At 53.3% G+C, this 26250-nt stretch carries 25 protein-coding genes; 12 read left to right on the top strand and 13 right to left on the bottom strand.

Annotation, left to right across the window (positions count from 1 at the left end):
• Positions 1 to 440 precede the first annotated feature (440 nt).
• Complete coding sequence (locus DW47_RS0111560) at positions 441 to 1325, bottom strand: LysR family transcriptional regulator (RefSeq protein WP_029686577.1); 885 nt, start codon at positions 1323 to 1325, stop codon at positions 441 to 443.
• Between the two features lie 111 nt (positions 1326 to 1436).
• Here DW47_RS0111560 and DW47_RS0111555 point away from each other — a divergent pair, with 111 nt between their 5' ends.
• From DW47_RS0111555 to DW47_RS0111525, 7 genes are all read left to right on the top strand, one after another.
• Complete coding sequence (locus DW47_RS0111555; RefSeq protein WP_051150920.1) at positions 1437 to 2432, top strand: ABC transporter substrate-binding protein; 996 nt, start codon at positions 1437 to 1439, stop codon at positions 2430 to 2432.
• Positions 2433 to 2567: 135 nt separating this feature from the next.
• Complete coding sequence (locus DW47_RS0111550; protein WP_029686575.1) at positions 2568 to 3659, top strand: LLM class flavin-dependent oxidoreductase; 1092 nt, start codon at positions 2568 to 2570, stop codon at positions 3657 to 3659.
• 19 nt (positions 3660 to 3678) lie between these two features.
• On the top strand, positions 3679 to 4845 hold the full coding sequence (locus DW47_RS0111545; RefSeq protein ID WP_029686574.1) for an acyl-CoA dehydrogenase family protein: 1167 nt from the start codon (positions 3679 to 3681) through the stop codon (positions 4843 to 4845).
• 70 nt (positions 4846 to 4915) lie between these two features.
• Entirely contained in the window at positions 4916 to 6013 is a 1098-nt protein-coding gene (locus tag DW47_RS0111540) for an ABC transporter substrate-binding protein (protein WP_029686573.1), read from the top strand.
• On the top strand, positions 5994 to 6992 hold the full coding sequence (locus DW47_RS0111535) for an ABC transporter permease (RefSeq protein WP_029686572.1): 999 nt from the start codon (positions 5994 to 5996) through the stop codon (positions 6990 to 6992). Before DW47_RS0111540 ends, DW47_RS0111535 begins: the two co-directional genes overlap by 20 nt.
• Entirely contained in the window at positions 6986 to 7771 is a 786-nt protein-coding gene (locus DW47_RS0111530; protein ID WP_029686571.1) for an ABC transporter ATP-binding protein, read from the top strand. Before DW47_RS0111535 ends, DW47_RS0111530 begins: the two co-directional genes overlap by 7 nt.
• A gap of 19 nt (positions 7772 to 7790) precedes the next feature.
• Positions 7791 to 8573 carry a class II aldolase/adducin family protein gene (locus DW47_RS0111525; protein WP_051150919.1) on the top strand — a complete coding sequence of 261 codons (783 nt, stop codon included), beginning with the start codon at positions 7791 to 7793 and terminating at the stop codon, positions 8571 to 8573.
• A 31-nt stretch (positions 8574 to 8604) separates the two neighbouring features.
• Here DW47_RS0111525 and cybC read toward each other — a convergent pair whose 3' ends face one another.
• Positions 8605 to 8991 carry a cytochrome b562 gene (gene cybC, locus DW47_RS0111520; protein WP_029686569.1) on the bottom strand — a complete coding sequence of 129 codons (387 nt, stop codon included), beginning with the start codon at positions 8989 to 8991 and terminating at the stop codon, positions 8605 to 8607.
• Positions 8992 to 9042: 51 nt separating this feature from the next.
• Positions 9043 to 10383, bottom strand: coding sequence for a metalloprotease PmbA (pmbA, locus tag DW47_RS0111515; protein WP_029686568.1), 1341 nt, complete (start codon positions 10381 to 10383; stop codon positions 9043 to 9045).
• A 114-nt stretch (positions 10384 to 10497) separates the two neighbouring features.
• Here pmbA and yjgA point away from each other — a divergent pair, with 114 nt between their 5' ends.
• Positions 10498 to 11043, top strand: coding sequence for a ribosome biogenesis factor YjgA (gene yjgA / locus DW47_RS0111510; RefSeq protein ID WP_029686567.1), 546 nt, complete (start codon positions 10498 to 10500; stop codon positions 11041 to 11043).
• A gap of 43 nt (positions 11044 to 11086) precedes the next feature.
• On the opposite strand, the gene mpl is transcribed toward yjgA, so the two are convergent.
• Positions 11087 to 12442, bottom strand: coding sequence for a UDP-N-acetylmuramate:L-alanyl-gamma-D-glutamyl-meso-diaminopimelate ligase (gene mpl / locus DW47_RS0111505; RefSeq protein ID WP_029686566.1), 1356 nt, complete (start codon positions 12440 to 12442; stop codon positions 11087 to 11089).
• A gap of 150 nt (positions 12443 to 12592) precedes the next feature.
• On the opposite strand from mpl, the gene fbp reads away from it, so the two are divergent.
• Positions 12593 to 13591, top strand: a complete 999-nt coding sequence (gene fbp / locus DW47_RS0111500; protein WP_029686565.1) for a class 1 fructose-bisphosphatase — start codon at positions 12593 to 12595, stop codon at positions 13589 to 13591.
• A 251-nt stretch (positions 13592 to 13842) separates the two neighbouring features.
• Positions 13843 to 14370 (top strand): inorganic diphosphatase, encoded by a 528-nt coding sequence (ppa, locus tag DW47_RS0111495; RefSeq protein WP_029686564.1) that lies wholly within the window; start codon positions 13843 to 13845, stop codon positions 14368 to 14370.
• 50 nt (positions 14371 to 14420) lie between these two features.
• On the opposite strand, the gene DW47_RS0111490 is transcribed toward ppa, so the two are convergent.
• From DW47_RS0111490 to tamA, 3 genes are read right to left on the bottom strand one after another with little or no spacing between them, the layout of a single operon-like run.
• Complete coding sequence (locus DW47_RS0111490) at positions 14421 to 14771, bottom strand: gamma-glutamylcyclotransferase family protein (protein ID WP_029686563.1); 351 nt, start codon at positions 14769 to 14771, stop codon at positions 14421 to 14423.
• A complete protein-coding gene (gene tamB, locus DW47_RS0111485) occupies positions 14771 to 18613 on the bottom strand; it encodes an autotransporter assembly complex protein TamB (protein ID WP_029686562.1) in 3843 nt (1280 codons plus the stop codon). The genes DW47_RS0111490 and tamB overlap by 1 nt, the downstream gene beginning before the upstream one ends.
• Complete coding sequence (gene tamA, locus DW47_RS0111480; protein WP_051150922.1) at positions 18610 to 20304, bottom strand: autotransporter assembly complex protein TamA; 1695 nt, start codon at positions 20302 to 20304, stop codon at positions 18610 to 18612. Before tamA ends, tamB begins: the two co-directional genes overlap by 4 nt.
• 555 nt (positions 20305 to 20859) lie before the next feature.
• Between tamA and paeA the strand changes: the two genes are divergently transcribed.
• Positions 20860 to 22185, top strand: coding sequence for a polyamine export protein PaeA (gene paeA / locus DW47_RS0111475; protein ID WP_029686560.1), 1326 nt, complete (start codon positions 20860 to 20862; stop codon positions 22183 to 22185).
• A 41-nt stretch (positions 22186 to 22226) separates the two neighbouring features.
• Here the strand turns inward: paeA and DW47_RS0111470 are convergent, their stop codons facing one another.
• From DW47_RS0111470 to fklB, 3 genes are all read right to left on the bottom strand, one after another.
• Entirely contained in the window at positions 22227 to 22433 is a 207-nt protein-coding gene (locus tag DW47_RS0111470) for a DUF1107 domain-containing protein (RefSeq protein ID WP_029686559.1), read from the bottom strand.
• 318 nt (positions 22434 to 22751) lie between these two features.
• Positions 22752 to 23492 carry a 3'(2'),5'-bisphosphate nucleotidase CysQ gene (gene cysQ / locus DW47_RS0111465; RefSeq protein WP_029686558.1) on the bottom strand — a complete coding sequence of 247 codons (741 nt, stop codon included), beginning with the start codon at positions 23490 to 23492 and terminating at the stop codon, positions 22752 to 22754.
• Positions 23493 to 23652: 160 nt separating this feature from the next.
• Positions 23653 to 24273, bottom strand: coding sequence for a BamJ family beta-barrel-assembly machinery protein (gene fklB, locus DW47_RS0111460; protein WP_029686557.1), 621 nt, complete (start codon positions 24271 to 24273; stop codon positions 23653 to 23655).
• Between the two features lie 322 nt (positions 24274 to 24595).
• Here fklB and DW47_RS0111455 point away from each other — a divergent pair, with 322 nt between their 5' ends.
• Positions 24596 to 25135 (top strand): LysM-like peptidoglycan-binding domain-containing protein, encoded by a 540-nt coding sequence (locus DW47_RS0111455; protein ID WP_029686556.1) that lies wholly within the window; start codon positions 24596 to 24598, stop codon positions 25133 to 25135.
• Positions 25136 to 25207: 72 nt separating this feature from the next.
• Here DW47_RS0111455 and rplI read toward each other — a convergent pair whose 3' ends face one another.
• The 3 genes from rplI to priB are packed head-to-tail and all read right to left on the bottom strand — an operon-like array spanning position 25208 to position 26249.
• Positions 25208 to 25657, bottom strand: a complete 450-nt coding sequence (rplI, locus tag DW47_RS0111450) for a 50S ribosomal protein L9 (RefSeq protein WP_029686555.1) — start codon at positions 25655 to 25657, stop codon at positions 25208 to 25210.
• A gap of 39 nt (positions 25658 to 25696) precedes the next feature.
• The gene (gene rpsR, locus DW47_RS0111445) at positions 25697 to 25924 is read right to left on the bottom strand and encodes a 30S ribosomal protein S18 (RefSeq protein WP_000135199.1); all 228 of its coding nucleotides are present in this window, start codon (positions 25922 to 25924) and stop codon (positions 25697 to 25699) included.
• Positions 25925 to 25928: 4 nt separating this feature from the next.
• Positions 25929 to 26249, bottom strand: a complete 321-nt coding sequence (gene priB, locus DW47_RS0111440; protein WP_029686554.1) for a primosomal replication protein N — start codon at positions 26247 to 26249, stop codon at positions 25929 to 25931.
• Between the last annotated feature and the right edge of the window lies 1 nt (position 26250).

Genomic DNA, 26250 nt, shown 5'->3' with positions numbered 1-26250 from the left:
CAATTTAGCAGCAACGAACCCGTCTGGCTGTCGTGGACCTGTCCACGACACTCTTCATGAAAGAATGCGGCTTACCAGTCAGCTTTAACTTTTTCTGTAAAAACCCGCTTCGGCGGGTTTTTGCTTTTCTGCTTCCGAAAAAAGACTGCGTGGCCTGCCTGTCGTAGACAGGTCCACGACACTCTTCATGAAAGAATGCGGCTTACCAGTCAGCTTCAACTTTTTCTGTGAAAACCCGCTTCGGCGGGTTTTTGCTTTTCTGCTTCCGAAAAAAGACTGCGTGGCCTGCCTGTCGTGGACATGTCCACGACACTCTTCATGAAAGAATGCGGCTTACCAGTCAGCTTCAACTTTTTCTGTGAAAACCCGCTACGGCGGTTTTTTGCTTTTCTGCTTCCGAAAAAAGACTGCGTGGCCTGCCTGTCGTGGGGGCTTACCGATCAGGGAAGTTGCTCCGCAACCAACCGCGCAAATTCACGGATAGCCGGCATCAGATTGCCTTGTTCTGGGGCAGAGATCAGCCATAAGAAACTCTCTGGGCAATACTCCTGTTCAGCAATCACTTCGATGCGACTGTGCTGCGGGCTGCTATCCACTACGCCTCGGGGCAGAATACCCAAGCCGGTTCCCGCGGCGACCAGTTCGGCCTGTAGGTAGGCTCCAACACTTTCGGCATTCACTTTCAACGGACAGCCCTGTTGTTCCAAGTAACGGATCATCCCCGCTCTCAGGCCACAGCCTTCTGGATTCAGTACCCAGCCACTTCGGGCAGCGTCACTCAGAGAGACTGTTGGGCTGAACATCCCTTTACGCGCAATGACAACGACCTCCAGCGGTTTGATCCGTTCAGCGTGCAGATGCCCCGCCACGGTCAAACCTGCCGGACCAATGGCCAGCGTCGCATCCAAGTCCAGACTTTCCATACGCTGTAACAACTGCCCTCCCCAACCGCAACTGACCGTCACTTCTGCCTGCGGTGAGTGACGACGTAGTCCTTCTAATAACGGCGGTAGGCTGAGCTCACTCAGGCTTTGTGGCAGACCGAGTCGCAATGGGCCACGGGCCTCCCCATCAGGGTCCGCCAGCGCATATAGGCGTCGTGTTTCCCGTTTCAGGGTCAGACACTGCTGATAAACCCGTTGACCCACGGTAGTTAGCCGTAAAGGTTTGGTCTGGCGGTCCAGTAACTGCGCCCCCAGCGCCTGCTCTAAGCTTTGTAAACGGCGAGTAATTGCCGATTGGGTGATCCCAAGGTGTTCAGCCGCTTGGCTAAGGGAGGAAAACTGCACTACGGCGAGTAGCGCTTCAATATCATCGATTCGCATCCATTTCCCTTATGAGCATTGCGCATATTAACTTAGCTTAAATTTGAATTTCGTGAATAAAAATCACTTTGCTAACGTAAATATCACATTTTATCGCGGCGGGAAATGGTTATGACCACTCAGAAAACAGTCACCCCGCGCCGGAACAAGTTCGCCGGCCTAGTGACTACAGTGCTGTTGCTAAGTAGCAGCCTTTCAGTGCATGCAGCAGACACTACGCTGGTTATTGGCGATCAAGCCCGGATTATGCGCAGTCTGATGGAGTCCGCTGGGGTATTGAATAATTTGCCCTATCAGATCCGTTGGGCCAATTTCCAAGGGGCAGCACCGCTGTTTGAAGCCCAGCGTGCAGATGCGGTGGATACCTCCTTCGCCGGTGACCTGCCGGTATTACAGGCATTGGCCGGTGGCGTTCGGCTGACTATCCTGCAGACGGATGTCGCGACGGGGAAAGGGAATGGCATCGTAGTGCCTGCTGGGAGTCCAATCCGGTCTATCAGTGACCTTAAAGGACAACAGGTGGTGGTTTCATCCGCTGCCGGCAGTATCTCGCAAAATCTGCTGTATCTGGCGCTCGCCAAAGCGGGCATCGACCGCCAAGCCACCCGCCTCCGTTTTGTGTTACCCACCGATGCCAGTGCTGCCTTTGACAGTGGGCAAATCAAGGCGTGGGCGGTGTTTGACCCGTATCTGGCGGTCGCTCAGGAAAACGGGGCTCGTCTACTGACCGATGCCAGTCATCTCACTACCAGTTTCTCATTTCTCAGCGCCACCACCGCCTCGCTAGCGGATCCCCACAAGCGACAGGCAATCTGGGATTTCGCTAAACGGGTACGTCAGGCCCGGCAGTGGGCTATCGACCATCCGGCGCTTTATGCCAGCAGTTATGCGCAACTCAGCCATCTGCCACTGAAAACCGCGCAACTGATCACCTCCCGTGGTCCGAGCATCTCACGTCCGGTCACGGAAGCTGATCTCAATGCCCTGCAACAAACGGCTGACCGTTTTTATCACTACGGGATCCTGCCGACAAAAATTACTGTCCGGCAATTCGCTGATACTGATTTTCTGACTCATGCGGCTAACTCCACGCAGAGTACACCCTGATTTTTATATCTTCATCGCATGATAGCTAATCATAAAAATGAATTTTGATCATATTAACGCCGAGATTACAGTATAAAAAACAACCTCCTCTTGATGGAGGCCGCCCGGTTATCACCTTGAATGAAGGAAATACTTATGAGCGTGCAGTTTATCGGAATGATCAGCCATCGCCTGGCGTCTGAAACCATCGCCCCGTCTGGCCCTGTGTTCAACCGTGATTACATCACCCGTATCGCCCGCGCCCATGAACACGCCGGGTTTGACCGACTGCTGGTGGCTCATGCCTCCGACCAGCCGGACGGATTTCTGGTCACGGCGCTGGCTGGACTGTCCACGGAAAAAATTAAGTTCCTGCTGGCCCACCGCCCGGGATTTGTCTCGCCGACCTTAGCGGCGCGTAAATTCGCCACCCTGCATCAGCTACTGGATAACCGGCTGGCAGTCCATATCATCAGCGGCGGTAGCGATGCCGAGCAGCGCCGTGACGGCGATTATCTGGATCACGACCAGCGCTATGCCCGCAGCGATGCGTTTCTGGACGTGGTGAGACAGGTATGGCAAAGCGAAAAACCGTTCGATATTGATAATGATTTTTATCGAGCAGAGCAGGCGGTCTCCGCCATTCGCCCCGCCGCTGAGCAGCCAATCCCAGTTTTCTTTGGCGGCTCCTCAGAGGCTGCAATCCGCGTCGCAGGTAAGCATGCGGATGTCTATGCATTATGGGGAGAATCACTCGCCCAAACCCGCGAAACCATTGAACGGGTCAGGGCCGAAGCTGCCCGTCATGGTCGCAACGTAGAATTCAGTGTCTCGTTCCGGCCCATCATTGCCGATACCGAACAGGCGGCTTGGCAGAAAGCAGAACAAATCCTTGCCACTGCGACTGAGCGTCAGCGCGTCAGTGGGCCGCTAAAACCGGATAGCAAACCACAGAGTGTCGGTGCGCAGCGACTGCGGGAAACGGCAGCCCTCGGCGACGTAGTGGATAAACGCTTATGGACCGGTATTGCTCGTCTGGTCGGTGGTGGACAAAACTCTACCTCACTGGTCGGCACCCCGGATCAGGTCGCTGATGCACTCCTTGATTATTACGACCTCGGAGTACGCAACTTCCTGATCCGCGGTTTTGATCCGCTTAATGATGCCCTGGACTACGGTAAAGAATTACTGCCTCTGACCCGTGAAAAAGTGGCTCGCCGTGAGCAAGCCGCCCTGAAGCGGGCCTGAGGACAACAAGGAAATGCCCATGAAACAGGCTGGCTCCCCCTTTTTAGACGCGGAAAACCGCCCATCACTGTCAGAAATTACCCGTCGGATGGCGGAAAGTGCCGCGCAAATCGATGAAGATGCCGCTTTTCCCCATCACACATTGAGCTGGTTACAGCAAAAGGGGCTCTGCGGGCTGGCGACTGCGGAAACCTTTGGCGGCGGCGGTGCATCACTGCTAGAGCTGCAACAGGTGATCAGCGCTATCGCCGCAGGTGAACCTTCTACTGCGCTGATTGTTTGTATGCATTATCTCTACCATCTGCGACTACGCCGCCATTCACACTGGCCGACGGATCTGCTACGCCGGGTCTCTGAAAGCGCTGTCACGGAAGGTGGGTTGATTAACAGTCTGCGGGTAGAGCCGGACCTAGGGTCTCCCGCACGGGGCGGCTTACCCCATACTTTGGCCCGGCGCACCGCGACCGGTTGGGTACTCAACGGCCATAAGCTCTACACCACCGGTATTGAAGGGCTGCACTGGTTGGCCGTCTGGGCACGCAGTGATGATGAGGTGCCACTGGTGGGCAGTTGGCTAGTCCCAAAATCGGCACCCGGGATCACGGTCGTGCCGAGTTGGGATCATCTCGGGATGCGCGGTACGGGCAGCCATGAAGTGATCCTCAAAGACGTCACGGTACCGCTCAGTTATGCAGCAGAAGTGCACCCGTTTAACGCCCCGCCATTGTTTGACAGTGACGCGGCTACCGCGACGGCGAATGCCAATACCGCGTTACTGGCTGCCATTTATGACGCGATTGCTCGCAGTGCCCGTGACTGGCTGTATCAGTGGCTGCGGATCCGTACCCCTTCCGGTCTCGGTAAACCCTTGGCCACTCTGCCGCGGGTGCAAGAACAGGCAGGACAGATTGAAGCTCTGCTGTTAGTTAATCGAACCCTACTTGAACAGGCGGCTCGTGACGGTCTGAGTCACAGCGAGGCTGAACTGGCTAAAGTAACCATCACTGATAATGCGATCCAGATCGTTGATTTGGCGTTGCAGCTCTGCGGAAACCATGGGCTGACACGTCATAACCCGCTGCAACGTCACTACCGCAATGTGCTCTGCGGGCGCATTCATACCCCGCAAAAAGACAGCGCTTGGGTTACAGCTGGGCGGCAACAGTTACACAGTGCCGCAGACTGACCGCGGGCTATTACCCTTTTTCTGAACAACATCCTCTCCCACGCAGGGAGAGTATTACAAGGAAAGCATTATGCGCCCAACACACTTTTCCCGTAGACGTTTCCTGGCTCTGGGGTCTGGTTTCACTGCCGCATCATTACTGGGGGGATTTTCCTCCCCTTTATGGGCAGCCGACGGTTCCGCTACTAGCATGCCCGGTATGGCGGGAATGATAGAAACGGCTGATAACACCTCTGGAGGCGTTGCCGACACATCATCATTGCGTCTACCACAACCGTTTAAACTTAAGCTGGCCATCAATCAGAGTGCGATCTGTATCGCCCCTGTTACCGTGGCACAACAGCAGGATCTGTTTAGTAAGTACAACCTCGATGTGGAGTTTGTTAATTTCGGCAACTCGACAGATGTCTTGCTACAAGCGATTGCGACCGGCAAGGCGGATGCGGGGATTGGTATGGCACTACGCTGGCTGAAAGCCCTGGAGCAGGGGTTTGACGTCAAGCTAACCGCAGGCACCCATGGCGGCTGTTTGAGCCTGTTGACCGCCAATAATAGCCCCTATACCTCACTGAAAACCCTGAAAGGCCAGTCTATCGGTGTCACTGACATGGCAGGGCCGGATAAGAACTTCTTTGCTATCTTGCTGAAAAATCAGGGAGTAGACCCGATATCGGACGTGCAGTGGAAAGTCTATCCCGCGGATCTGATGAGCCAAGCACTGGATAAAGGCGAAATCGCAGCCATCAGCGGCAGCGAACCTTTCAGTACCCGCCTGTTGGATACCGGTAAATACCATCTGCTGGCCAGCAATATGTCCGGTGAATATGCTCACCTCAGTTGCTGCGTGATCGGCGTCAGTGGTGCATTGGTTCGCAAACATAAACCTGCAGCGGCAGCGTTAACCCAGGCTCTGTTGGATGCGCACAGCTTTGCGGCCCATAACCCGCAAAAAGTCGGTACCGAATTTATGGCCCATGCCCTCAACACCACGCCACAGGAAGTAGCAGCGATTTTAATGAGCCAAGCTCATGATCATCATGCCGTCGGCCAAGTCTTTGTGAACGAAATGACCCAATACGTCACCGACCTAAAACGGGTGCAGGTGATCAGCCCATCGGTCGATCCTCACCAATTTGCGGAGAGTATCTATGCAAATGTTTTCGCCTGACCAGGTCATCACCGAACAACGGCTGGTCCTGCCGCGGGTATGGCTAAAAGGGGCTATCGCGACCTTGGCCTGGTTCGCCTCTGCCGCCATCACCCGTTACTGGCCGGATGCCGCCCGGAACTGGCCGTATTCGACGCTGTGGGCAGAGATCAATGCCACCCTTGGCGTGTTACTGCTGATCATGACGTTGAGCTATAGCCGCTGGTCCGCGCATTGGCCACAGCTGCGTCATGCCGCTGGTTGGCTGATAGCTCTGCCACTGCTGTTAAGCGCTTGGCAGTTGCTGACCGCTAAGTTACTGCTGTTGCCAGTACCTTTTTTTGCTCCCCCTCAAGCGCTGTTACAAGTCTTCCACGACGACTGGCCGCGCCTGCTCGACAGTCTGTATCACTCACTGTCACTGTTGATGAGTGGTGTGGTACTGGGGACGGTAGCAGGCTTTATTGTCGGCCTTGCTATTGGCTGGTCACCGAAGGTGGGATACTGGATCCATCCCCTGTTACGGATCCTCGGCCCTGTACCGGCCACCGCGCTGCTGCCGCTGTGTTTTTTTCTGTTTCCCACCAGCCATGATGCCAGTGTCTTTTTGATCGCGCTGGCCACCTGGTTTCCGGTAACCGTGCTTACCTGGTCCGGCGTCGCTGCCATTGATAAAGCTTGGTATGACGTCGCGCGCACGCTGGGTGCCAACAGCCGCTTTCTGATCCTACGAGTGGCGATCCCAGCCGCCCTGCCAAGCGTATTTGTCGGCCTGTTTATGGGGCTTGGCGCCTCATTCTCGGTGCTGATCGTTGCGGAAATGGTCGGCGTGAAATCCGGGATTGGTTTCTATCTGCAGTGGGCACAAGGCTGGGCGGCGTATTCCAATATGTATGCCGCCTTACTGCTGATGGCCCTGCTCTGTTCTGGGTTGATCACCCTGTTGTTTCTGGTCAGAAACCGCGTGTTACGCTGGCAAAAAGGAACCGTAAAATGGTAAATACCGCCCCACAGCTCACTCCCGGACGCGGACTGTCTGTCAGCCTGAAAAATATTAGTCATCGCTTCACGCTGAAAGATCGCCAATTACCGGTACTGGATAACGTCAGTCTCGAGATCGCCCCCGGCGAAAGTGTGGCCTTGCTCGGCCCATCCGGTTGCGGAAAGTCGACACTGCTACGTCTATTGGCCGGGTTAGATCCATTGCAACAGGGTCAGTTATTGGCCGATCAACAGCCGATCACTGCCCCCGATCCGCAGCGGATCCTTGTCTTTCAAGATCCGACCCTCTATCCGTGGCTCACTGTCCGGCAGAACGTTTTGCTCGGTCCTCAGGCCAGAGGGGAAAAGGGGCTGGAATCCAAAGCCGATCAACTGATTGCGCGCATCGGACTGCAAGAGTTCAGTCATGCCTGGCCCTCCCAGCTCTCCGGCGGCATGGCACAGCGTGCAGCCCTCGCTCGAGCATTACTTAATGAGCCAGGTCTGCTGTTGCTGGATGAACCACTAGGTAAACTGGACTCGCTGACCCGTATTCGCATGCAAAGCGAACTGATCCGTCTGTGGCAGACCCAAGGTTACACCAGCATATTGGTGACCCACGATGTAGAAGAGGCACTGTTACTGAGCCATCGGGTCATCGTCTTCTCTCCACGTCCGGCGCGGATTCTGGCTGAGTTTCACAATCCAGCCCCATTCCCGCGTCACCGCGATGCACCACTATTGGTTCGTCAACGTCAGGAAATTCTTGCTCTGCTGGGTCAGGGCACCGATTGGTAATTCACCGACAGGAAGTATTATGAGCACAACGCATGCAGTTCGTCCGATAGCCCCGACCACCACCGGTTGGTCAGACGCGGAGTATCAGGTCCGCCGTGACTTGTCACTGGCCTACCGACTGGCCGCTAAGCTGAAACTCACTGACCATATTTATACCCACTTCTCCGCACGATTGCCGGGTGAAGAGGAGCATTTTCTGATTAACCCTTATGGGCTGTTATTCGAGGAGATCACCCCGCATAACCTGATCCGTATCGACGTTCACGGCACCATTATTGATGACCCGACCGGGCTTGGGATCAACCAAGCTGGCTACGTGATCCACAGCGCTATCCATCAGGCCCGCCCGGATCTCAAAGTGATCCTGCATACCCATACCCGTGACGGTGCTGCCGTCTCTGCTCAACGTGAGGGGCTATTACCGATCTCTCAGCATGCCTTAAGTTTCTATTCCAGGATCACCTACCACGAATATGAAGGGGTAGCGCTGGACACGGATGAACAACAACGGTTAGTGGCCGATCTGGGGGGCAGTGATGTGATGATTTTACGTAATCATGGCTTACTGGCCGCTGGTGTGAATATAGCCCAAGCATTCCGTCACCTGCATGTGTTAGAACGGGCCTGTAATATTCAGGTTGCCGCCTTGGCCGGTGGCCGTGAACAGTTACAATTGGCCCCGCAGGCGGCCATCGAAAAAGTGCGTGAACAGTCGTCCCGTTTCAGTCACGGCGATGATCCGATTATCGTGAAGCACTGGCAGGCATTGGTTCGTTCTCTGGGATCGGAAGCACTGCTGTGAGCAGGGTGCCCTCTGCGGGCACCCTCAGCCCTTAACGGAATTTACTGTGGTTCTGGTTACGGATATCGACCAGTTTGCGGGCCTGCTGTTTTGCTTGATCAAGCTTGCCATGCTGGACCAGTTTATCGACCACATCAATCTGAGCGATCAACTGATGGATACCGGCACGGTAGGCGGTCATCGAGGCACTGTCAGCGGCCTGGCCCTGTAGGCTATACGGCGTTTGCTTTTCGGCATCCAGCGCGGCAGCGCGCATTTTTTTCAATGCCTGCTGCATCTCTGCGGCATTATTGCTGTGTTGTACAGTGACTAGGTTTACCCCAAGAATATCCATATCCTGAGACAGTGACTGTGCTTCGGTCATCATCGAAAAACAGAACAGTGAGGCCGACAACGCCACTAGGCTAATACGACGCATAGTATTACTCCGTTGAGTCGGGCCGCCTACGCGGCCATCCAAGAATGCCGTTTACTGGCCGGCGATATACATTTCAGGTAACAGTACCGAGCCGCACTGAATATTACTACGGGTTTCGATATCATCGCCGATGGTGACCACATTCTGCCACATCTCTTTGAGATTGCCGGCGATAGTGATCTCACTGACTGGGTACTGAATTTCACCGTTCTCAACCCAGAAACCTGAGGCACCGCGGGAATAGTCACCGGTCATGGCACTGACCCCTTGGCCCATCAGTTCAGTGACCACCAAACCTGTGCCCATCTGTTTCAGCAACTGATCGAAAGAACTGCCCTGGCCGGCAATCCGCCAGTTGTGGATCCCCCCGGCATGGCCGGTGCTGTGCAGTCCCAGTTTGCGGGCAGAGTAGCTGGTCAACAACCACTGTTGTAGCACACCCTGATCGATAATAGTCCGGTCCTGGGTGCGTACGCCTTCGCTATCAAATGGCGTGGAAGCCACGCCTTTAAGGATATGGGGACGCTCTTCAATGCTCAGCCACTCAGGGAAGATCTGCTGCCCCATTGAATCCAGTAAAAACGTGGATTTGCGGTAGACACTGCCCCCACTGATTGCCCCGACCAGATGGCCGAACAGCCCCGGTGCCACCTCAGAAGAAAAGATCACTGGCGCTTTGCGGGTAGATAATTTACGCGGCGCCAAGCGGGCCAAGGTACGACGGGCACACTCTTCACCGACCCACTGTGAGCTGTGTAAATCTGCCGCATCCCGGGCCGCGGTATACGCGTAGTTACGCTCCATGTGGCCGTCCTGTTCCGCGATCACGCTGGCGGAGATGCCATGACGACTACTGCAATAACTTTTCAGCAAGCCGTGGCTGTTACCGAACACACGAATGCTGGCATGGCTGTTGAAGCTGCCGCCCTCGGTGTTAACAATTCGCTTATCCGCCTGCAGGGCGGCCTGTTCAGCGGCTGCCGCCAGTTCAATCCCGCGATCGACGTCGATGTCCAGCGGATGAAACAAGTCAAGATCCGGCGCATCCCAGGCCATCAGTTCTTTTTCCGCCACTCCGGCATAAGGGTCTGGCGAGGTGTAGCGGGCAATATCGACCGCTGCCTGTACGGTACGGGCAATCGCCTCTGGGCTTAAATCGGTAGACGAGGCACTGCCTTTGCACTGCTGCAGATAAACGGTGATCCCTAACGCCCCGTCACTGTTGAATTCCACGTTTTCCGCTTCGCCATAGCGAGTGCTCACGCTAATGCCGGTGGTTTTACTGACCGCAACTTCTGCGCCGTCGGTGGTGGCTTTCGCCAGTTCAAGGGCGTGAGAAACTGCCTGTTCCAGTACTTTACGTTGTTCTGCAACCTGAGTTGATACGTTCATCGATCTGCCGTCTACTCTTATGTATGAATATATTCAGTCTAACAGAGTCAGAGAACAATTTCGCAGTCACACCGTAACCTGTTAGGATTAGCCTCTTTTTCTAGGAACACGAGAATGACCAGACAGCCCGATGACTGGCTCGACCATGAGCCCGACCCGATAGATGATGAAGATGAAGAGATTATCTGGGTCAGTAAAAGTGAAATTAAACGTGATGCCGAAGAGCTAAAACGCTTGGGTGCCGAGCTGATTGATCTCAGCAAAAATGAGTTAGAGCGCATTCCGCTGGATGAACCGCTGCGCGATGCCGTCGAACTGGCCCAGCGCATTAAGAAAGAGGCCCGCCGCCGTCAAGTTCAGTTAATTGGTAAGCTGTTGCGTGCCCGTGATGTAGAGCCAATCCGCCTAGCGCTGGATAAGCTAAAGAACCGCCATAATCAGCAAGTGGTGCTGTTCCACAAATTGGAAGGGATCCGTGACCGCCTGATCACCCAAGGTGATGACGCGATGACAGAAGTACTGACACTGTATCCGGCGGCAGACCGCCAGCAGCTGCGCAGTCTGATCCGTAATGCTCAGAAAGAAAAGGCTGCTAACAAGCCGCCGAAATCAGCACGACTGATTTTCCAGTACCTACGTGAGCTGGCTGAAGCCGAATAACTGTCCAGACCGGGCGGCAGTCCGCCCGGCCGGACGCCTGCCCTTAGGCGCTGAGACGTTGCTGTAATTTCTGATGGATCCCGTCAAATCCACCGTTGCTCATGACCAGCACCGTATCCCCCGGTTTTGCTTCACCGCCAATCATCTCTGTCAGCGCATCAATGTCCGCGCTCCAATATGCCGGTTGCTGACAGGCATCCGCGATTTCAGAGACCTGCCAGCCGATATGTGCCGGCTGATACAGAAACACCTGATCCGCTTTCGCCAATGACGGAGCCAGTTCATTTTTGCTAACGCCCAGTTTCATGGTGTTGGAGCGGGGCTCCAGTACCGCTAAGATGCGTGCTTGATCACCGACTTTACTGCGCAGCGCCGACAGTGTCGCCTGAATTGCCGTCGGGTGATGGGCAAAATCGTCATAGACGTCAATACCGTTAAAAGTGCCACGCAGCTCCAGACGACGTTTAGCGTTGATAAAGTCATTCAGTGCGCTGGCCGCATTCTGTGGCGTGATCCCCACATGCCGAGCGGCGGCGATGGCCATCAGGCCATTGTGCATATTGTGTTCACCCACCAGCGACCAGTCCACTTCCGCCACTCGCTTACCGTCACACTGCACTTCCCAACGGGAAGCGTCTTCGGTCAGTTTATGGGCCTGCCAATGTCCTGCACCGCCCAGAGTTTCCTGTTCGCTCCAGCAGCCCATCTGCAAGACTTCCCGCAATGCACGGTCTTGCTCTGGCCACAGAATTTTGCCCTGACCGGGAACGATACGCACTAGATGATGGAACTGCCGCTGAATGGCCCGCAGGTCGTCAAAGATATCCGCATGGTCAAATTCAAGGTTATTGAGGATCAGCGTGCGCGGGCAGTAATGGACAAATTTGGAACGCTTGTCGAAAAATGCACTGTCATATTCATCCGCTTCGATAACAAAGAACGGACTATCACCAAGACGGGCTGACACATCAAAGTTACCGGGTACGCCACCGATGACAAAGCCCGGAGCCAGGCCGCAGGCTTCAAGGATCCAGGCGACCATACCGGAGGTAGTGGTCTTGCCGTGGGTCCCAGCCACGGCTAGCACCCAGCGATCACGCAGCACATAATCGTGCAGCCACTGTGGCCCTGACAGATAAGGGATATTTTTTTCCAGTACCGCTTCCACACAGGGATTTCCCCGTGCCATCGCGTTACCGATGATCACCAGATCCGGCTGCGGATCCAGCTGTTCCGGGTCATAGCCTTGGGTTAACGCAATGCCCTGCTGTTCCAGCAGAGTGCTCATAGGCGGGTAGACATTATTGTCTGATCCGGTGACTTCATGCCCCAGCGCACGGGCAAGTATTGCTAACCCGCCCATAAATGTGCCACAAATACCCAGAATGTGAATTCGCATAAACAGATCCATTACCAAAAGTTCGGCTACAGTTTAACCCCTGAATCCGTCCCAGAGAAACAGATGATTGATCGACGTATTCTCACCCTTAAAATTTGCATTGGTGTTAATATTAGGTAAGTCATTAATTAACCACTCCAGAGAATTGTTATGAAAACATTAGGTGAATTTATAGTTGAGAAGCAGCATGATTTTCCTCATGCCACCGGTGAACTGACCGCACTGATTTCAGCGATTAAGCTGGGTGCTAAAGTGATCCATCGCGATATCAACAAAGCCGGACTGGTAGATATTCTCGGTGCCAGCGGTGTGGAGAACGTGCAAGGTGAACAGCAGATGAAGCTGGACCTGTTCGCCAACGAAAAGCTGAAAGCGGCCCTTAAAGCCCGTGGCATCGTCGCCGGTATCGCCTCTGAAGAAGAAGATGAGTTCGTGATCTTTGAAGGAGTGGAAGACGGAAAATATGTGGTGCTGATGGACCCACTGGACGGCTCCTCGAACATCGACGTGAACGTCTCCGTCGGCACGATTTTCTCCATTTATCACCGAATTACCCCACCCGGCACGCCGGTCACCGAAGAAGACTTTATGCAGCCCGGTACCCAACAGGTGGCTGCCGGTTATGTGGTCTATGGCTCATCCACCATGCTGGTGTACACCACTGGTCACGGGGTACATGCCTTTACCTATGACCCGTCACTGGGGCTGTTCTGCCTAAGCCAAGAACGCATGATGTTCCCGCCGCAGGGCTATACCTATTCGATTAACGAAGGTTATTACTCGCGCTTCCCTAAAGGGGTGAAACGCTACCTGAAATTTTGTCAGGAAGATGACGAAGCGAGCCGCCGCCCTTACACATCACGCTATATCGGCTCTCTGGTCGCAGATTTCCACCGTAACCTGCTGAAAGGCGGAATTTATCTCTACCCGAGCACCGCACAGTACCCAAATGGGAAACTGCGTCTGCTGTATGAGTGCAACCCGATGGCCTTCCTGGCGGAACAGGCTGGCGGCAAAGCCAGCGATGGAGTTAACCGTATCCTTGAGCTGAAACCCGAAAGCATCCATCAACGTAGCCCATTCTTTGTCGGTAACACCGCAATGGTCGACAATGTGGAACACTTTATCCGCGAAAACCCAGAATCCTAACGGTTGACGCTTATCCGGCTGGACAAACTGGCCGGATAAGCCTTTCTGCCTTCTTCCTGTGACACGGTATGTCGCCGTCTAAACCCACTTCCCTGCTCACGGATGTATCCCGATATCCTGTGGCTAACTGCCCCCAAACCCACGTATGACTGGGCAGGGATCACTCTGAAAGAAGAAAAAGAGACATTACTTTCATCGCCAGTTAGCTATAATACCGGCCACTGAATTTACGATACTAAAGGAATTAAACGATGAGTTTGAACCTGGTTGAAGCAGGTAAAGATCTGCCAGAAGATATTTACGTGATCATTGAAATCCCAGCGAATGCTGATCCGATCAAATATGAAGTTGATAAAGAATCCGGCGCCCTGTTTGTTGACCGTTTCATGTCTACCGCCATGTTCTACCCATGCAACTACGGTTACATCAACAATACGCTGTCCCTGGACGGAGATCCGGTTGACGTGCTGGTTCCGACCCCGCATCCGTTACAGCCAGGTTCTGTGATCCGTTGCCGTCCGGTTGGCGTTCTGAAAATGACCGACGAATCCGGTGAAGATGCGAAAGTGGTGGCGGTTCCGCACACCAAGCTGACCAAAGAGTACGACCACGTTCAGGACGTTAACGACCTGCCAGAACTGCTGCGTGCGCAGATTTCTCACTTCTTTGAACACTACAAAGATCTGGAAAAAGGCAAGTGGGTAAAAGTAGACGGTTGGGCCGATGCGGCAGCCGCTAAAGCAGAGATCGTCGAATCTTTCAAACGCGCTCAGAAATAATTTTTCTGGCCGTAAAAAAACGCCGTCTGTATTCAGACGGCGTTTTTTATTTATGACGATATATCTTGCCGATCCAACCAATCCCCACTGACTATCTTCTGGCGATCCATGACTGGGCGTTGATAAATATATAACCATGCACTGCCATAAGGGGTTGAAATAAGCTCACGCTTATATTCCCCACCACGGGTTCTCAGCGCATCCAGCTCTCCCAGTGTGGTGGAATCTATCCGATAGACTTCACAATAAACACTGCCTTCCCCAGCAACCACCCCGGGATAAAGGCCAAGGTGATAAAGCTCATATCCTTCGGCCCGATAATCCCCTAACCACTGCGCATTGGTCATCCAGTGACTGTTTCCCTGCTTGCGCCTTAAACTGCCGTAGACAATTATTCGCATTACTCAAACTCGAACTGATAAAGCAAATCGAGCGCCTGGTCTACGCCAGACACAGCTTCCAAATAGAGTCTGGGCATCAGCCGGTATCGCAGCGTCAGGGTTGCCAGTGAGTCAAATAGACCAACACCGTATTTCACCTGCAGCCCCGGCAGGACATAGCCACTGACCTGCACCTGCTGACTATCACCGACCCCTGCAGTATCCAGCGACAGATTGCTGACACCGAAGGTTTCGCCGATTTTACCCATCACCTGACCACTTTGTGCGACCCCAAGTCCGACCAAGGCGGAGGTCAGCGCATTACTGTCACCATCACTTCCCAGGCCCTCACCGCGCAGTAAGTACGATAAGGCTTCCTGTTGTGACATCGTCGGGTCGGAGAACACTTCCACTTTCGGGGCATTCGCCAAACCGGTGACTCGTATGCCTGCCGTCACGTTATCTTCGGTGGCATCAGGGTTGCGGATCGCTTCCATATTGATATACGGCTGAGACGGTGGTCCAGAGAACTGGAGTTGTCCTTTGCGTACCACCAGGTCTTGTCCATAGGCATGGAAGCGTCCTGACGGAATATTAATCTGTCCGTTCAGTCCGAGTCCATTCTTATCCTGCGATACTTTCAAATCTCCCCCCAGACGGGCATTCAGACCGAATGCCGACAGGCGGACATCATCACCAATATGGATCACCAGATTGCTGTTAATGGCAATCGCATTGGTGGCCGGTTGAATCGGTTGCAGGTTGTTGTCCAGCATCACTTCATCGGACGAGACCCCTACTGCGCTTTCCGGTACCTGTTGGACGGTGATCCTTGCCCACGGAATATCCACCCGCCCATCAAGGTTGAAGGCCGACGGTGTTGCCTCGAACGTCAGATCCGGCGACACATCCATGCGGACCATTGGCGGCACCGTAACGCGGATACGCTCACCTTTGGCGGCAATCCGTGCCCGCCAGTTATCCAATTGGCTCCAGTCGGCGTTACCGGACAAACTGAGGTTACCTTGACGGGTACCAATCAGCCCTTCCAAGGTCGAACTGACTCCGTTGAATACCAGTTTTAGGTTTCCGGTGGTCATATCGATCGGCATAAAGTTACCGTTGATATCTACATCGTTCAGCGTGGTCTGACCAAACACTCGCGGATTTTTCAGGTTACCGCCAAGCCGCAATTGGCTATTCAGCATCCCTTTAATACTTTCACCACGCGCCAAGATGGCGTTAAACATTCCCAACGAGAAGCGGTCAATATTTACCGTACCGCTGAGATTACGCGCATTCTGTGGATCACTGATTACCACATTACCGTTCAGCTCGCCGTTATTAGCAATCCGGATAAGCCACCCCAACTGCGCCCGTCCATTAACCAGCCCCGCTTTCAGGTTGAGGGTATCAAAGATCACCGGCAAGGTTTTCCCCTGTACCGACTGCTGTACCTCTACTCCTTTTCCGTTCAAGGTGACATTACCGGTCGGTAAACCGCCATTAGCCGTCCAGTTAACCCGCGCATCACCGCTGAACACCCCTTGCAACTTAGTGGTGGACGGTAGCATCGGTTTCAACATTGCCAGATCCACACGTGTCAGCTGAATGCGAGCATGCCCTTCTGGCCCCGCAACGACCGGCTCTGGCAGACAGATCTGCGCATTCGGGTTCAGCCAGCAATGGCTACCGATGGTAATGCTCTTACGGGCATTCTGGTAATCCAGGCTGACAGCCCGGCTGATGCGCCATTCGCCGACCGGGGTATCAAAGCGCGTTTGGCTGAGGCTACCCCGCCAGCGCTGTTGCTGGCGGTCAAAGCTGCCGTTGAGGGTTAACTGCCCTGACACCGGCTTACCATCGATGCTCAACTTCAGCTGATGCTGCTTCTCAGTCCCGCCTGCATCCAATACCACACTGCGAATATCCAAGGCGCCCTGTTGTAACTGATTGACGCGTAGCGCCAGTTTGCCGGCAATCTGTTGCGCCGAGGTGACATCACCTTTTAGGCTAAAGTTCTGTAGGGTCAGTTGCTGCCAACGGATACCATGGCCAGCCAGGTCTGCTTGCACCTGTGGCTGCTCCAAGGTGCCGCGGGCGTTAATAGTGCCTTTGACTGACCCTGTCAGCCCCGGTAGGGCATTATCCAGATGTGAGGCATCGATCACTGCATCGACATTAATTTTCTTATCAAGGGTCCCTTTCAGATCCACCCGGTTTTGCCCCAGTTGCAGGTTGATCCCCGGGATGTTCCACTGGTTGTAGCTATTACCGGTCAGAGAACCCTTCACATTGACGGCGTTCTGTTTCACGTTACCGTGCAGGTTAATTGACGGTACTTTCACCTGCCAGCTCCCCCCGTACAGACTGCCACCTGTCGTGACCGTTCCGTCCAGTCGTGACGGCCATTGCGGGTACTGTTTAGCGGTATTGATCCCCGCCAGAGTCAGTTCACTGTTCCAACTGATCGCCTTGGTCCAGTCGACCAATGCTTTCAAAGTAGCGGTTCCCTGCAGTGCTGACAGCTGGAGTTTATCCAAGCTGAATTGATCAGTATTCCCTTTACCTTGCAGCGCAATATCCGCCGGTGGAATAGTGTTGCCAGAGACCGAACTGCCGAAACGCAGGTTGTAGTGGGTGGCACTGCCTCCGGCATTCAGGTTCAGGTTACGGACATTCCACTGTGCCTCACCAGTTAGTGGCCAGCGAAGCTGCGGGCTGGTCAGGTTCAAGGAGAACGGTAATCCTGTCACTGCGGGTTGGGCCATCGCCGCCAGCTGTGCCTTCACCGGTCCGGAGAGATTCAGCGCCAGATCCAGCTGTTTCTTGGCCGCACCGCTGAGGGTCAGTTTAATCTTCTGCCCTTTGACCGGATCCATATTGATAGCGCTGTTCAGGGTCAGGTTGACCGGCCAGTCACCATTGAGAGTCGCCTGACCACTGGCGTTAATCAGCCCCTGTTGAGCGTTCACTTTCAGGGTCTCTAGGTTCACCTGGTTGTTAATCGCCTGCGCCTTAATCTGTAGCTGATTCACAGTGATGTCAGTATCGCCAGTCATGCGCAACTGTTCGCCGGTAATATCGTCGATACGGATATCCAGCGGCAAACGGAAGTCCGGTAGGTTGAGCAATGGCTTAGCAAACAGCGCTCTCAGCATTTCTGCCGGGGGCTGCTGTGACGCGGCGGCGGCTTTAGCAGCCGCCTGCTGTTGCTGCTGTGCCTGCTTTTGCTGCTCTGGTGTCTGGGTCAGCTTTTCCGCCTGTCCGGCCACGGCAGCCGTAGCACTGTTCTGTGCCACGGTTTTCGCTTTTGGCAGCGCCAGTAACAGGCTTTCGATACGCGTCGGAGTCAGGGTTAACTGGCGACCTTCAAAGGCCATTCCTGAAGAGAAGCTGGCCAACGAGATCGCGGTGTCATCCACCTTAACATTGACATTTTCCAGCCCAATATGGCGCAGGAATACTGGGTAAGGCGTTGAAATCTCACCACTGCTGCTGTCGTCACTGCTTTTCTGCTCGGCAGCAGGGGCCATTTTACTGGTGTCTACGACCACACTGACATCTTTCAGGGAGATATCGTCGATACACACCTGGGAGTGCAGCAGACAGGACACATTTAAAGAGAGATGCAGTTCGCCATCAGAGACGTTAACCCCGGCCATCTGATAGCCGACGCCTCTAAGGGTCAGGTTTTTCCAGCCGCCCTCCACCTGTTTGATGGTCAACCCCGGCACCCAGCGGGCTGCGCTATTGAGGATCAGATGTAGCCCCGGCGTGGTGCCGATCAACAGGCCCAGTGCCAAGATCATCACCAGTAAAAATATCAGGATCCCTGTCAGGATTTTCTTCCATAACTTCATAGCTCTGACCCCAGCCCGATGTAAAACTCAATACCGCGTTGATCTTTATCACCCACTGCGCGGGCAATATCTAATTTGATGGGCCCGACCGGCGATGCCCAGCGAACCCCCACCCCGGTACCGGTTTTGAAATTCGAATCATGAATATTGTTAACCGCTTCACCGCTGTCGATAAACACGGCACCCCACCATTTGCCGGTGACGTTATATTGGTACTCCGCCGATCCAGTAAACATTTTTGAGGCTCCGGTCAATTTGCCATCGGAATCTCGCGGCGACACGTTTTTGTATTTATAGCCACGGATACTGTTATCGCCTCCGGCGAAGAAGCGCAGATCCGGTGGAATACGGCTGAAATCATTGGTTGCCAGCCAACCGGCGGTACCGCGGAACACAAAGCGGTGTTTCTCCGCTAAGGTGCGGATCCAGACATTATTCGCCTGCAGCATGACAAAGTTAGCATCCGAGGCCCAGGCACTATCCGCCACATCCACCGAATAGCGCTGCGAATCGCCCCAAGTCGGCATCAGGCCGCCACGAGAGCGGGTACGGTTAACGCTGACGCCGGGATAGATCAACATGGTAGTGTCGGTTTCATTACCTTGAGTAAAGTGGTCCAGACGCCAGTGCAGGTTCAGGGCACGCTGCCAGCCGCTCTCATATTCCCAGTAGCGGGACACCGCCAGCGTTGAGGCATCAGAGCGGGTATCATTGAGATCAGTACGTTTCACGCCCCCTTGCAGCAGGTAATATTGATCCAGTGGACTCTTCAGCAGCGGAATTTTATAACTCATGTCTAGCTGCTGTTCTGGCTGGGAGAGATAGGTGCTGAACGACATACTGTGGCCATCGTCGTTCACCCAAGGGCGCTTCCAGGTGGCTTTCACATGGGGGCCGACATCGGTTGAATACCCGACCCCGGTTTCAACGGTATTTTTCACCGCCGGCGTGAGGGCTGCACTGATCGGCAGGACTTTAGTTTGGCGGCCTTGGCTAAACTCCGGGGCGGCGACAACCGAACTAAACCAGCCGGTTGCCGATAGACGGCGGTTTAACTCAGCCAATTGCAACGAACTGTATTGATCGCCTTTATGGAAGGGGATCAAATTACGCAAATAAGCCTCGCGAATTTGCGAGCCTTGAAAACTGACATCGCCAAAACGGTAGCGCGGACCGCTGTCATAATCGAGGTCCCAAAAGGCCTCGCCGCGACCCACCGCGACGCCAAGCTGGCTCTTTTTAAACTGACCATCAAAATAGCCATTCTGCAGGGCCAGGGTGGAGAAGCCACTTTTAAAGCTGTCGTAATCGCCCTGATTCAGTACCGTACCGACTTTCGGAGTCCCTTTTTTTATCCAGGCCTGATAATCAGGGTCTTGCTTCGCTTCGCCTTCCACCACAATGGTGCTGCCAGCAATTTTGACCGGCGGGCCAGGATCGACCTTAATATGCAGCACGGCGTCAGTACCAGACAGGGATTCTGGTGTGGTCTGAAAAGTAATCACCGGTTGAAAATAGCCAAGAGCCTGCAGGCTTCGCTTAATCGAATCCGTTAACCGTGCCTGAAAACGTCCGTCAGCAGAAACTTCGTCACTGGATATGGAGGCCAGACCGATTCTGACATTGTTTTGTAATTCCCCTGACAGGCCATCCAGCTGTAAGCGTACCGTAGCGGCCTGCAATGAAGGCATCGCCAGAAGAACAGCCGTGATACCGTACAGTGATAAACGTAGACGTGGCACGTAAACTCCTGTTTAAAACCTGCTCTCTTCCCGGAGAAAGGGCTCTGAGAAGCTAAAATTTGCTTAGTTACAGCGTAGTCGTTCATCGCCGAAATGATGATGAATTTCTTCGAAAAAACGGAGTTTCTCCGCATCAGGGTATTGTCTGAAAATGCGCGCTTCAACACAACACTACAGTGCAGATAAAAAAACCAAAATCGCACATTTTTTCAGCTACCCTGACGACACTATCACAATAAAAAACTATTTTTCTTATTTTTGCGCTATTAAATATTTTTGTTTAAAAAGCGTTCCTTTTTACCTCTGGTAGGCATTCAGGGGCTGCTGTTATAATGCACCCTTCAGCTAACCCTGAAATAATTCTGTCTGACAGGTGCCCGATTCCGGGAGCCGGACAGACATTTTTGGCGCGGATAGCCCCCTGCACGGACCTTTATAAAGTCTTCACGCTGGGAACGTGTTGCCCACGCCAAAAATGACAAGAGTATAAAAATTGGATCCTTTATGTTAGATAACTTACTTGTCATCTTATTACTGATTGTCATCAGTTCTTTTTTCTCTCTTTCTGAAATCTCTCTGGCTGCAGCCCGTAAAATCAAGCTGAAACTGCTGGCCGATGACGGAGATGTCCGCGCCCAGCACATTTTGAAAATGCAGGAATCTCCCGGCATGTTCTTTACGGTAGTGCAGATTGGCCTCAATGCGGTGGCGATCCTTGGTGGTATTGTCGGTGACTCCGCCTTTTCACCGGTGTTTAACCGCTTATTTCTACGCTTTCTCTCTCCTGAATGGGCTGAACAGCTGAGCTTTATCTGTTCTTTTACCATCGTCACCAGCCTGTTCATTCTATTCGCGGATCTGACGCCGAAACGTATCGGCATGATCGCACCGGAAGCCATTGCCCTGCGTATTATCCACCCGATGCGCTTCTGCCTGACGGTGTTCCGCCCGTTAGTCTGGTTTTTTAACGGCATGGCGAACAATATTTTCCGTCTGTTTAAAATCCCGATGGTGCGCAAAGACGACATTACCCCTGACGATATCTATGCGGTAGTGGAAGCCGGTGCCTTGGCCGGGGTATTGCGTAAGCAGGAACATGAGCTGATCGAAAACGTGTTTGAGTTGGAATCACGTACCGTTCCTTCCTCAATGACCTCCCGCGAGAACATTGTCTGGTTTGATCTGAATGAAGATGAAACCTCGCTAAAAACCAAAATTGCCCGCCATCCTCACTCTAAGTTCTTGGTATGCAACAACGATATTGACCATATTATCGGTTACGTCGATTCCAAAGAACTGTTGCTGCGGGTGCTAGGCAACCAGAGCCTGACCTTAAACAGCGGAGTGCAGATCCGTTCGGCGCTGATCGTACCGGATACCCTGACGTTATCCGAAGCCTTAGAAAGTTTTAAATCGGCCGGCGAAGATTTCGCCGTGATCATGAACGAATATGCCCTGGTGGTGGGCATTATCACACTTAACGATGTGATGACGACGCTGATGGGTGACCTAGTGGGTCAAGGCTTTGAAGAGCAAATTGTGGCGCGTGATGCCAATTCATGGCTGGTTGAAGGCGGTACGCCAATTGATGATGTGATGCGAGTGCTGAATATCGATGAGTTCCCGCAGTCAGGTAACTACGAAACCATCGGTGGCTTTATGATGTATATGCTGAGAAAGATCCCGAAACGCACTGATTTCGTGATGTTTGCAGGCTATAAATTTGAAGTGGTTGATATCGACAGCTATCGTATCGATCAGCTGCTGGTCACGCGAATCGATGAGCGCCCGGCGGTGATTGCACCGATTGGACAGGTCACTACTGAATAACACCTTTTACTACTGGGGCGTCATCAGACGCCCCGCTACTATTAACGATACTCCGCCTGCAATCGCAGCACCTGTCGGTTAATCTCCGACATCACGTTCAGTTGCAGTTTATCCCTGACGGCTGGCAGCAAAATCCTACCGCGATCAAAATCAAAGGTACCAATACCTCGGATAAACAAACGTCCCTTAAACAGTATTTTTACGTATTTGGCAATTTGCAGGGGATTGTATCGCTGAAAAATCTTCATCCTTTTGATCCTTTCTCACTCATGTCCTAGGTGACCTTCAGCCGAGTAGCGGCTAAATGTCGGGACATAACATACCGAAAAAAAACCTCGAAAGTTATAGGAATAAACTATAAATAACCCCGATTGCAGACTGATATCTTGATGGTTGATTTTAACGCAGGATAAAAATAACATCTGTGCGTGAGCACACAAAAAATTAACATTCAGTGACGGCGAGTATCGGCGATAAAGATGTCAGCAGGATGACAGGGAATTGAGTGGCCAGGCAGTCCCAGCACAAGATATGAAGGCCCTTATGAAAAGGGCCTTGGAAGTCACTCAGTAAAGTGTGACCCGGAAACCAGGATTGAGGAAAGATTCCCGAGGCGTGTAATCCAGGGTATTGCCCTGCCAATCGGTAATATGTGCCCCGGCCGCCATCGCCACCGCATGACCGGCACCGGTATCCCAGATATTGGTTGGCCCGAAGCGCGGATAAAGCTGCGCCTGACCTTCAGCCACCAAGCAAAATTTCAGGGACGAGCCGACCGCTACCGTCTGATGTTCTCCCAGCTGATGCAAATACTCCTGCAACTCGGCATCCCCATGGGAACGGCTGACCACCACCAATGGTGGATGGGCTTCCTGTACCTGAATCTGTGTTCTGACACCCTGCTCTTCTTTCCACGCTTTACCCTCAGCAGCCAAGTACATCAGATCACTGGCGGGGGCATACACCACTCCGGCAACCGGTACACCATTGTCAATCAGGGCAATATTGACGGTGAATTCACCGTTACGATGAATAAACTCCTTGGTGCCGTCCAGCGGGTCGACCAGCCAATAACGCTGCCAGTGCTGACGTTGTTCCCAGGGAGTTGGTGACTCTTCTGATAGTACCGGAATGTCTGGGCTTAAGACTTTCAGCCCCGCCAGGATGACATGGTGGGCTGCCATGTCCGCGTCGGTCACTGGCGAGTTATCCGCCTTGTGCTCGACCCGGGCAGGCTGCTCTGCAGTATAAATCTTCATAATTTCCAGACCGGCCTGACGGGCCAGCTGACAAATATCTTCCAGCATTGTTCACCTCCTCATTAGCGCCGCGATCTGTTGCCGGCGCATACTTCAGCCTTTCTGTGAAGTGTAACTGATTTCGCCGAGCTTGGCAGACTCTGCCATCGCGACGGGTCACTCCCATAAAAAAGGCCGGTCAACTGACCGGCCTTTAGGCTGTGCGGAATTACAGAATATCCAGCAGCTCCACTTCGAATACCAGGGTGCTCAGTGGCGGGATTGAGGCACCGGCGCCACGCTCACCGTAGGCCAGCTGCTGAGGGATCACCAGTTCCCATTTAGACCCAACCGGCATCAGGGTCAGGGCTTCGATCCAGCCAGCAATCACGCCGCTAACAGGGAATTCTGCCGGTTGGCCACGCTGTACCGAGCTGTCGAACACCGTGCCATCGATCAATTTACCGGTATAGTGAACACGTACACGATCCTGACGAGAAGGGATTGCACCTTCACCTTGGGTCAATACACGGAATTGCAGACCAGACTCGGTGCTACTAACGCCTTCACGCTGACGGTTCTCTTCCAAGTATTTCAGCCCTTCAGCCGCCATCTGCTGAGTTCGTTCCTGACGCACGGCGTCCGCACGTTCGTGGACTTCACGCAGAGCACGGTGCAGAACGTCAACAGGCACAGCCGGCGAATTTCCTTCCAGCGCATCACGCAGGCCAGCCAGTAATGCTTCTGGCTGTAAACCCTCTAAACCGGATTCCTGCAGTTGCTGTCCAACCTGCAGGCCAATACCATAACTTGCCTGCGCTTCTACGCTGTCAAAAGAAAGAGTCGTCATTTCTGTTCCTGATTTATCTGAATATAAGGAGGGGAAGCATAACAGTGTGGGTTGCTCGGGTAAAACCGAACCTGTCGTTGATGACTTTTTTTTCTGAAAGGTGAACAATATCATTGTAAAGATGCAGAACCTTGTCACTCTGCTATAACACTATAACGGCTTAACCGCCAACTGCCGATTATCCCTGTGATAAGTGAGAACCACTATGGGCCGACCTGCCCGCCAGCAACATCAGACATTCCGTCGACGTCTTACGGAGATGGTAAAAGCAACTCGTTTCCCGGAGCTCCGCAGGGCATACTCGCCGGGTAAGGAAGCGGCAATGCGCAATAATAATGACTCTACCTCCAGTAGCCGGTTTAACAGGCTGATACATTGGCCGGAACGGCTACACTGGTTGGATCCCCTGCCGCTCACTCATCGTTGGGGGCTTGCCGGGGGCTTGTTACTGATCATTATCGGTTTTATTCTGCCGAGTGAGTCACAACAGTTTCCAGTCCGCCAGAATATCGAGACATCTTCCGCGACGATGCAGGCACAGCTTGACTCGCCTAGCGGCGATGACGATGCCCCACCACCTTCATCGACCCGTGACCCACAGGGACAGTGGCGCAACTATACCATCGCTGCTGGGCAAACACTGGCACAGCTGTTTCGCGATAATAATTTGCCGGTGAGTGATGTGTTTGCGATGGCCGAAGTGGAAGGCCAGGATAAGCCGCTGAGTAACTTACAGACAGGGCAACGGATAAGACTGCGTATTAATGATCGGGGAACAGTGACTGGCCTGACGCTGAATACCAAAAACGGGCAAGCACTGTTTATCCGCCAAGGAGACGGTAGCTTTATACAAGCACAGTAGTGCTGTCAGTGATTGGGTAAGGATACCAACAAAAACGCCGGCACAAGGCCGGCGTTTTTAGGTTGTCTACAATTATGCAGCAACCACGTTAACAACCAGTTTAGCAACAACGTCGCTATGAACCTGGAAGCCAACTTCGTATTCACCGGTAGAGCGCAGAACGCCTTCCGCTAAACGAACTTCGCTTTTTGCAACGTCAACACCTGCGGCAGACACTGCATCAGCAATGTCACGTGCGCCGATAGAACCAAACAGACGACCGCCGTCACCGGCTTTAGACGTGATGGTTACAGTACCCAGTGCGTTGATTTTCTCAGCACGGGCATTGGCAGCAGCCTGAACTTCAGCCTGTTTAGCTTCCAGCTCAGCACGACGAGTTTCGAAAAACTCGATGTTGTGTTTGGTCGCAGGAACAGCTTTGCCCTGTGGAACCAGGAAGTTACGAGCATAGCCCGCTTTAACGTTAACCTGATCACCCAGGTTACCCAGATTTGTTACTTTATCAAGCAGAATAACTTGCATTACCTTATCCTCTCAAAGTCGTTAATGGACAGTGGCCGATTACTGATGACGATCAGTGTACGGCAGCAGAGACAGGTAGCGCGCGCGCTTGATAGCACGGGCCAGCTGACGCTGGTATTTTGCGCGAGTACCGGTAATACGGCTCGGTACAATTTTGCCACTTTCAGTGATGTAGTTTTTCAGCGTTGCGATATCTTTATAATCGATCTCTTGAACGCCTTCCGCGGTGAAACGGCAGAACTTGCGACGACGGAAATAACGTGCCATTAGGCTAGTCTCCAGAATCTATCAATTCAATCTGCTCGGCATGTAACACCATTCTGCTTTGTCCCGATGCTGCCTGATGGCAATGCAGGAAACCGTCTAGAATGAGTTGCGTGCCGACCGTTATATGTTGAGTAATCTGCAGGTGTTGTTGGCCACTGATAATCACAGGGAGACGACACCATGCATGCCGGCTTAAGCCGGCTTCCTCCTGCATCGATTGATGCTCTAGCACAAACTGGCAGTGAGGAATTCCTGAGGGGCTGGTCTTTCTGACGACTCTGCCACAGACATTGCCGGACAGACGCAGATGATTCGCCACCGTCATG

This window comes from Tatumella saanichensis (assembly GCF_000439375.1).
Lineage (GTDB): Bacteria > Pseudomonadota > Gammaproteobacteria > Enterobacterales > Enterobacteriaceae > Tatumella > Tatumella saanichensis.
This window is presented reverse-complemented; position numbering and strand designations above follow the sequence as displayed.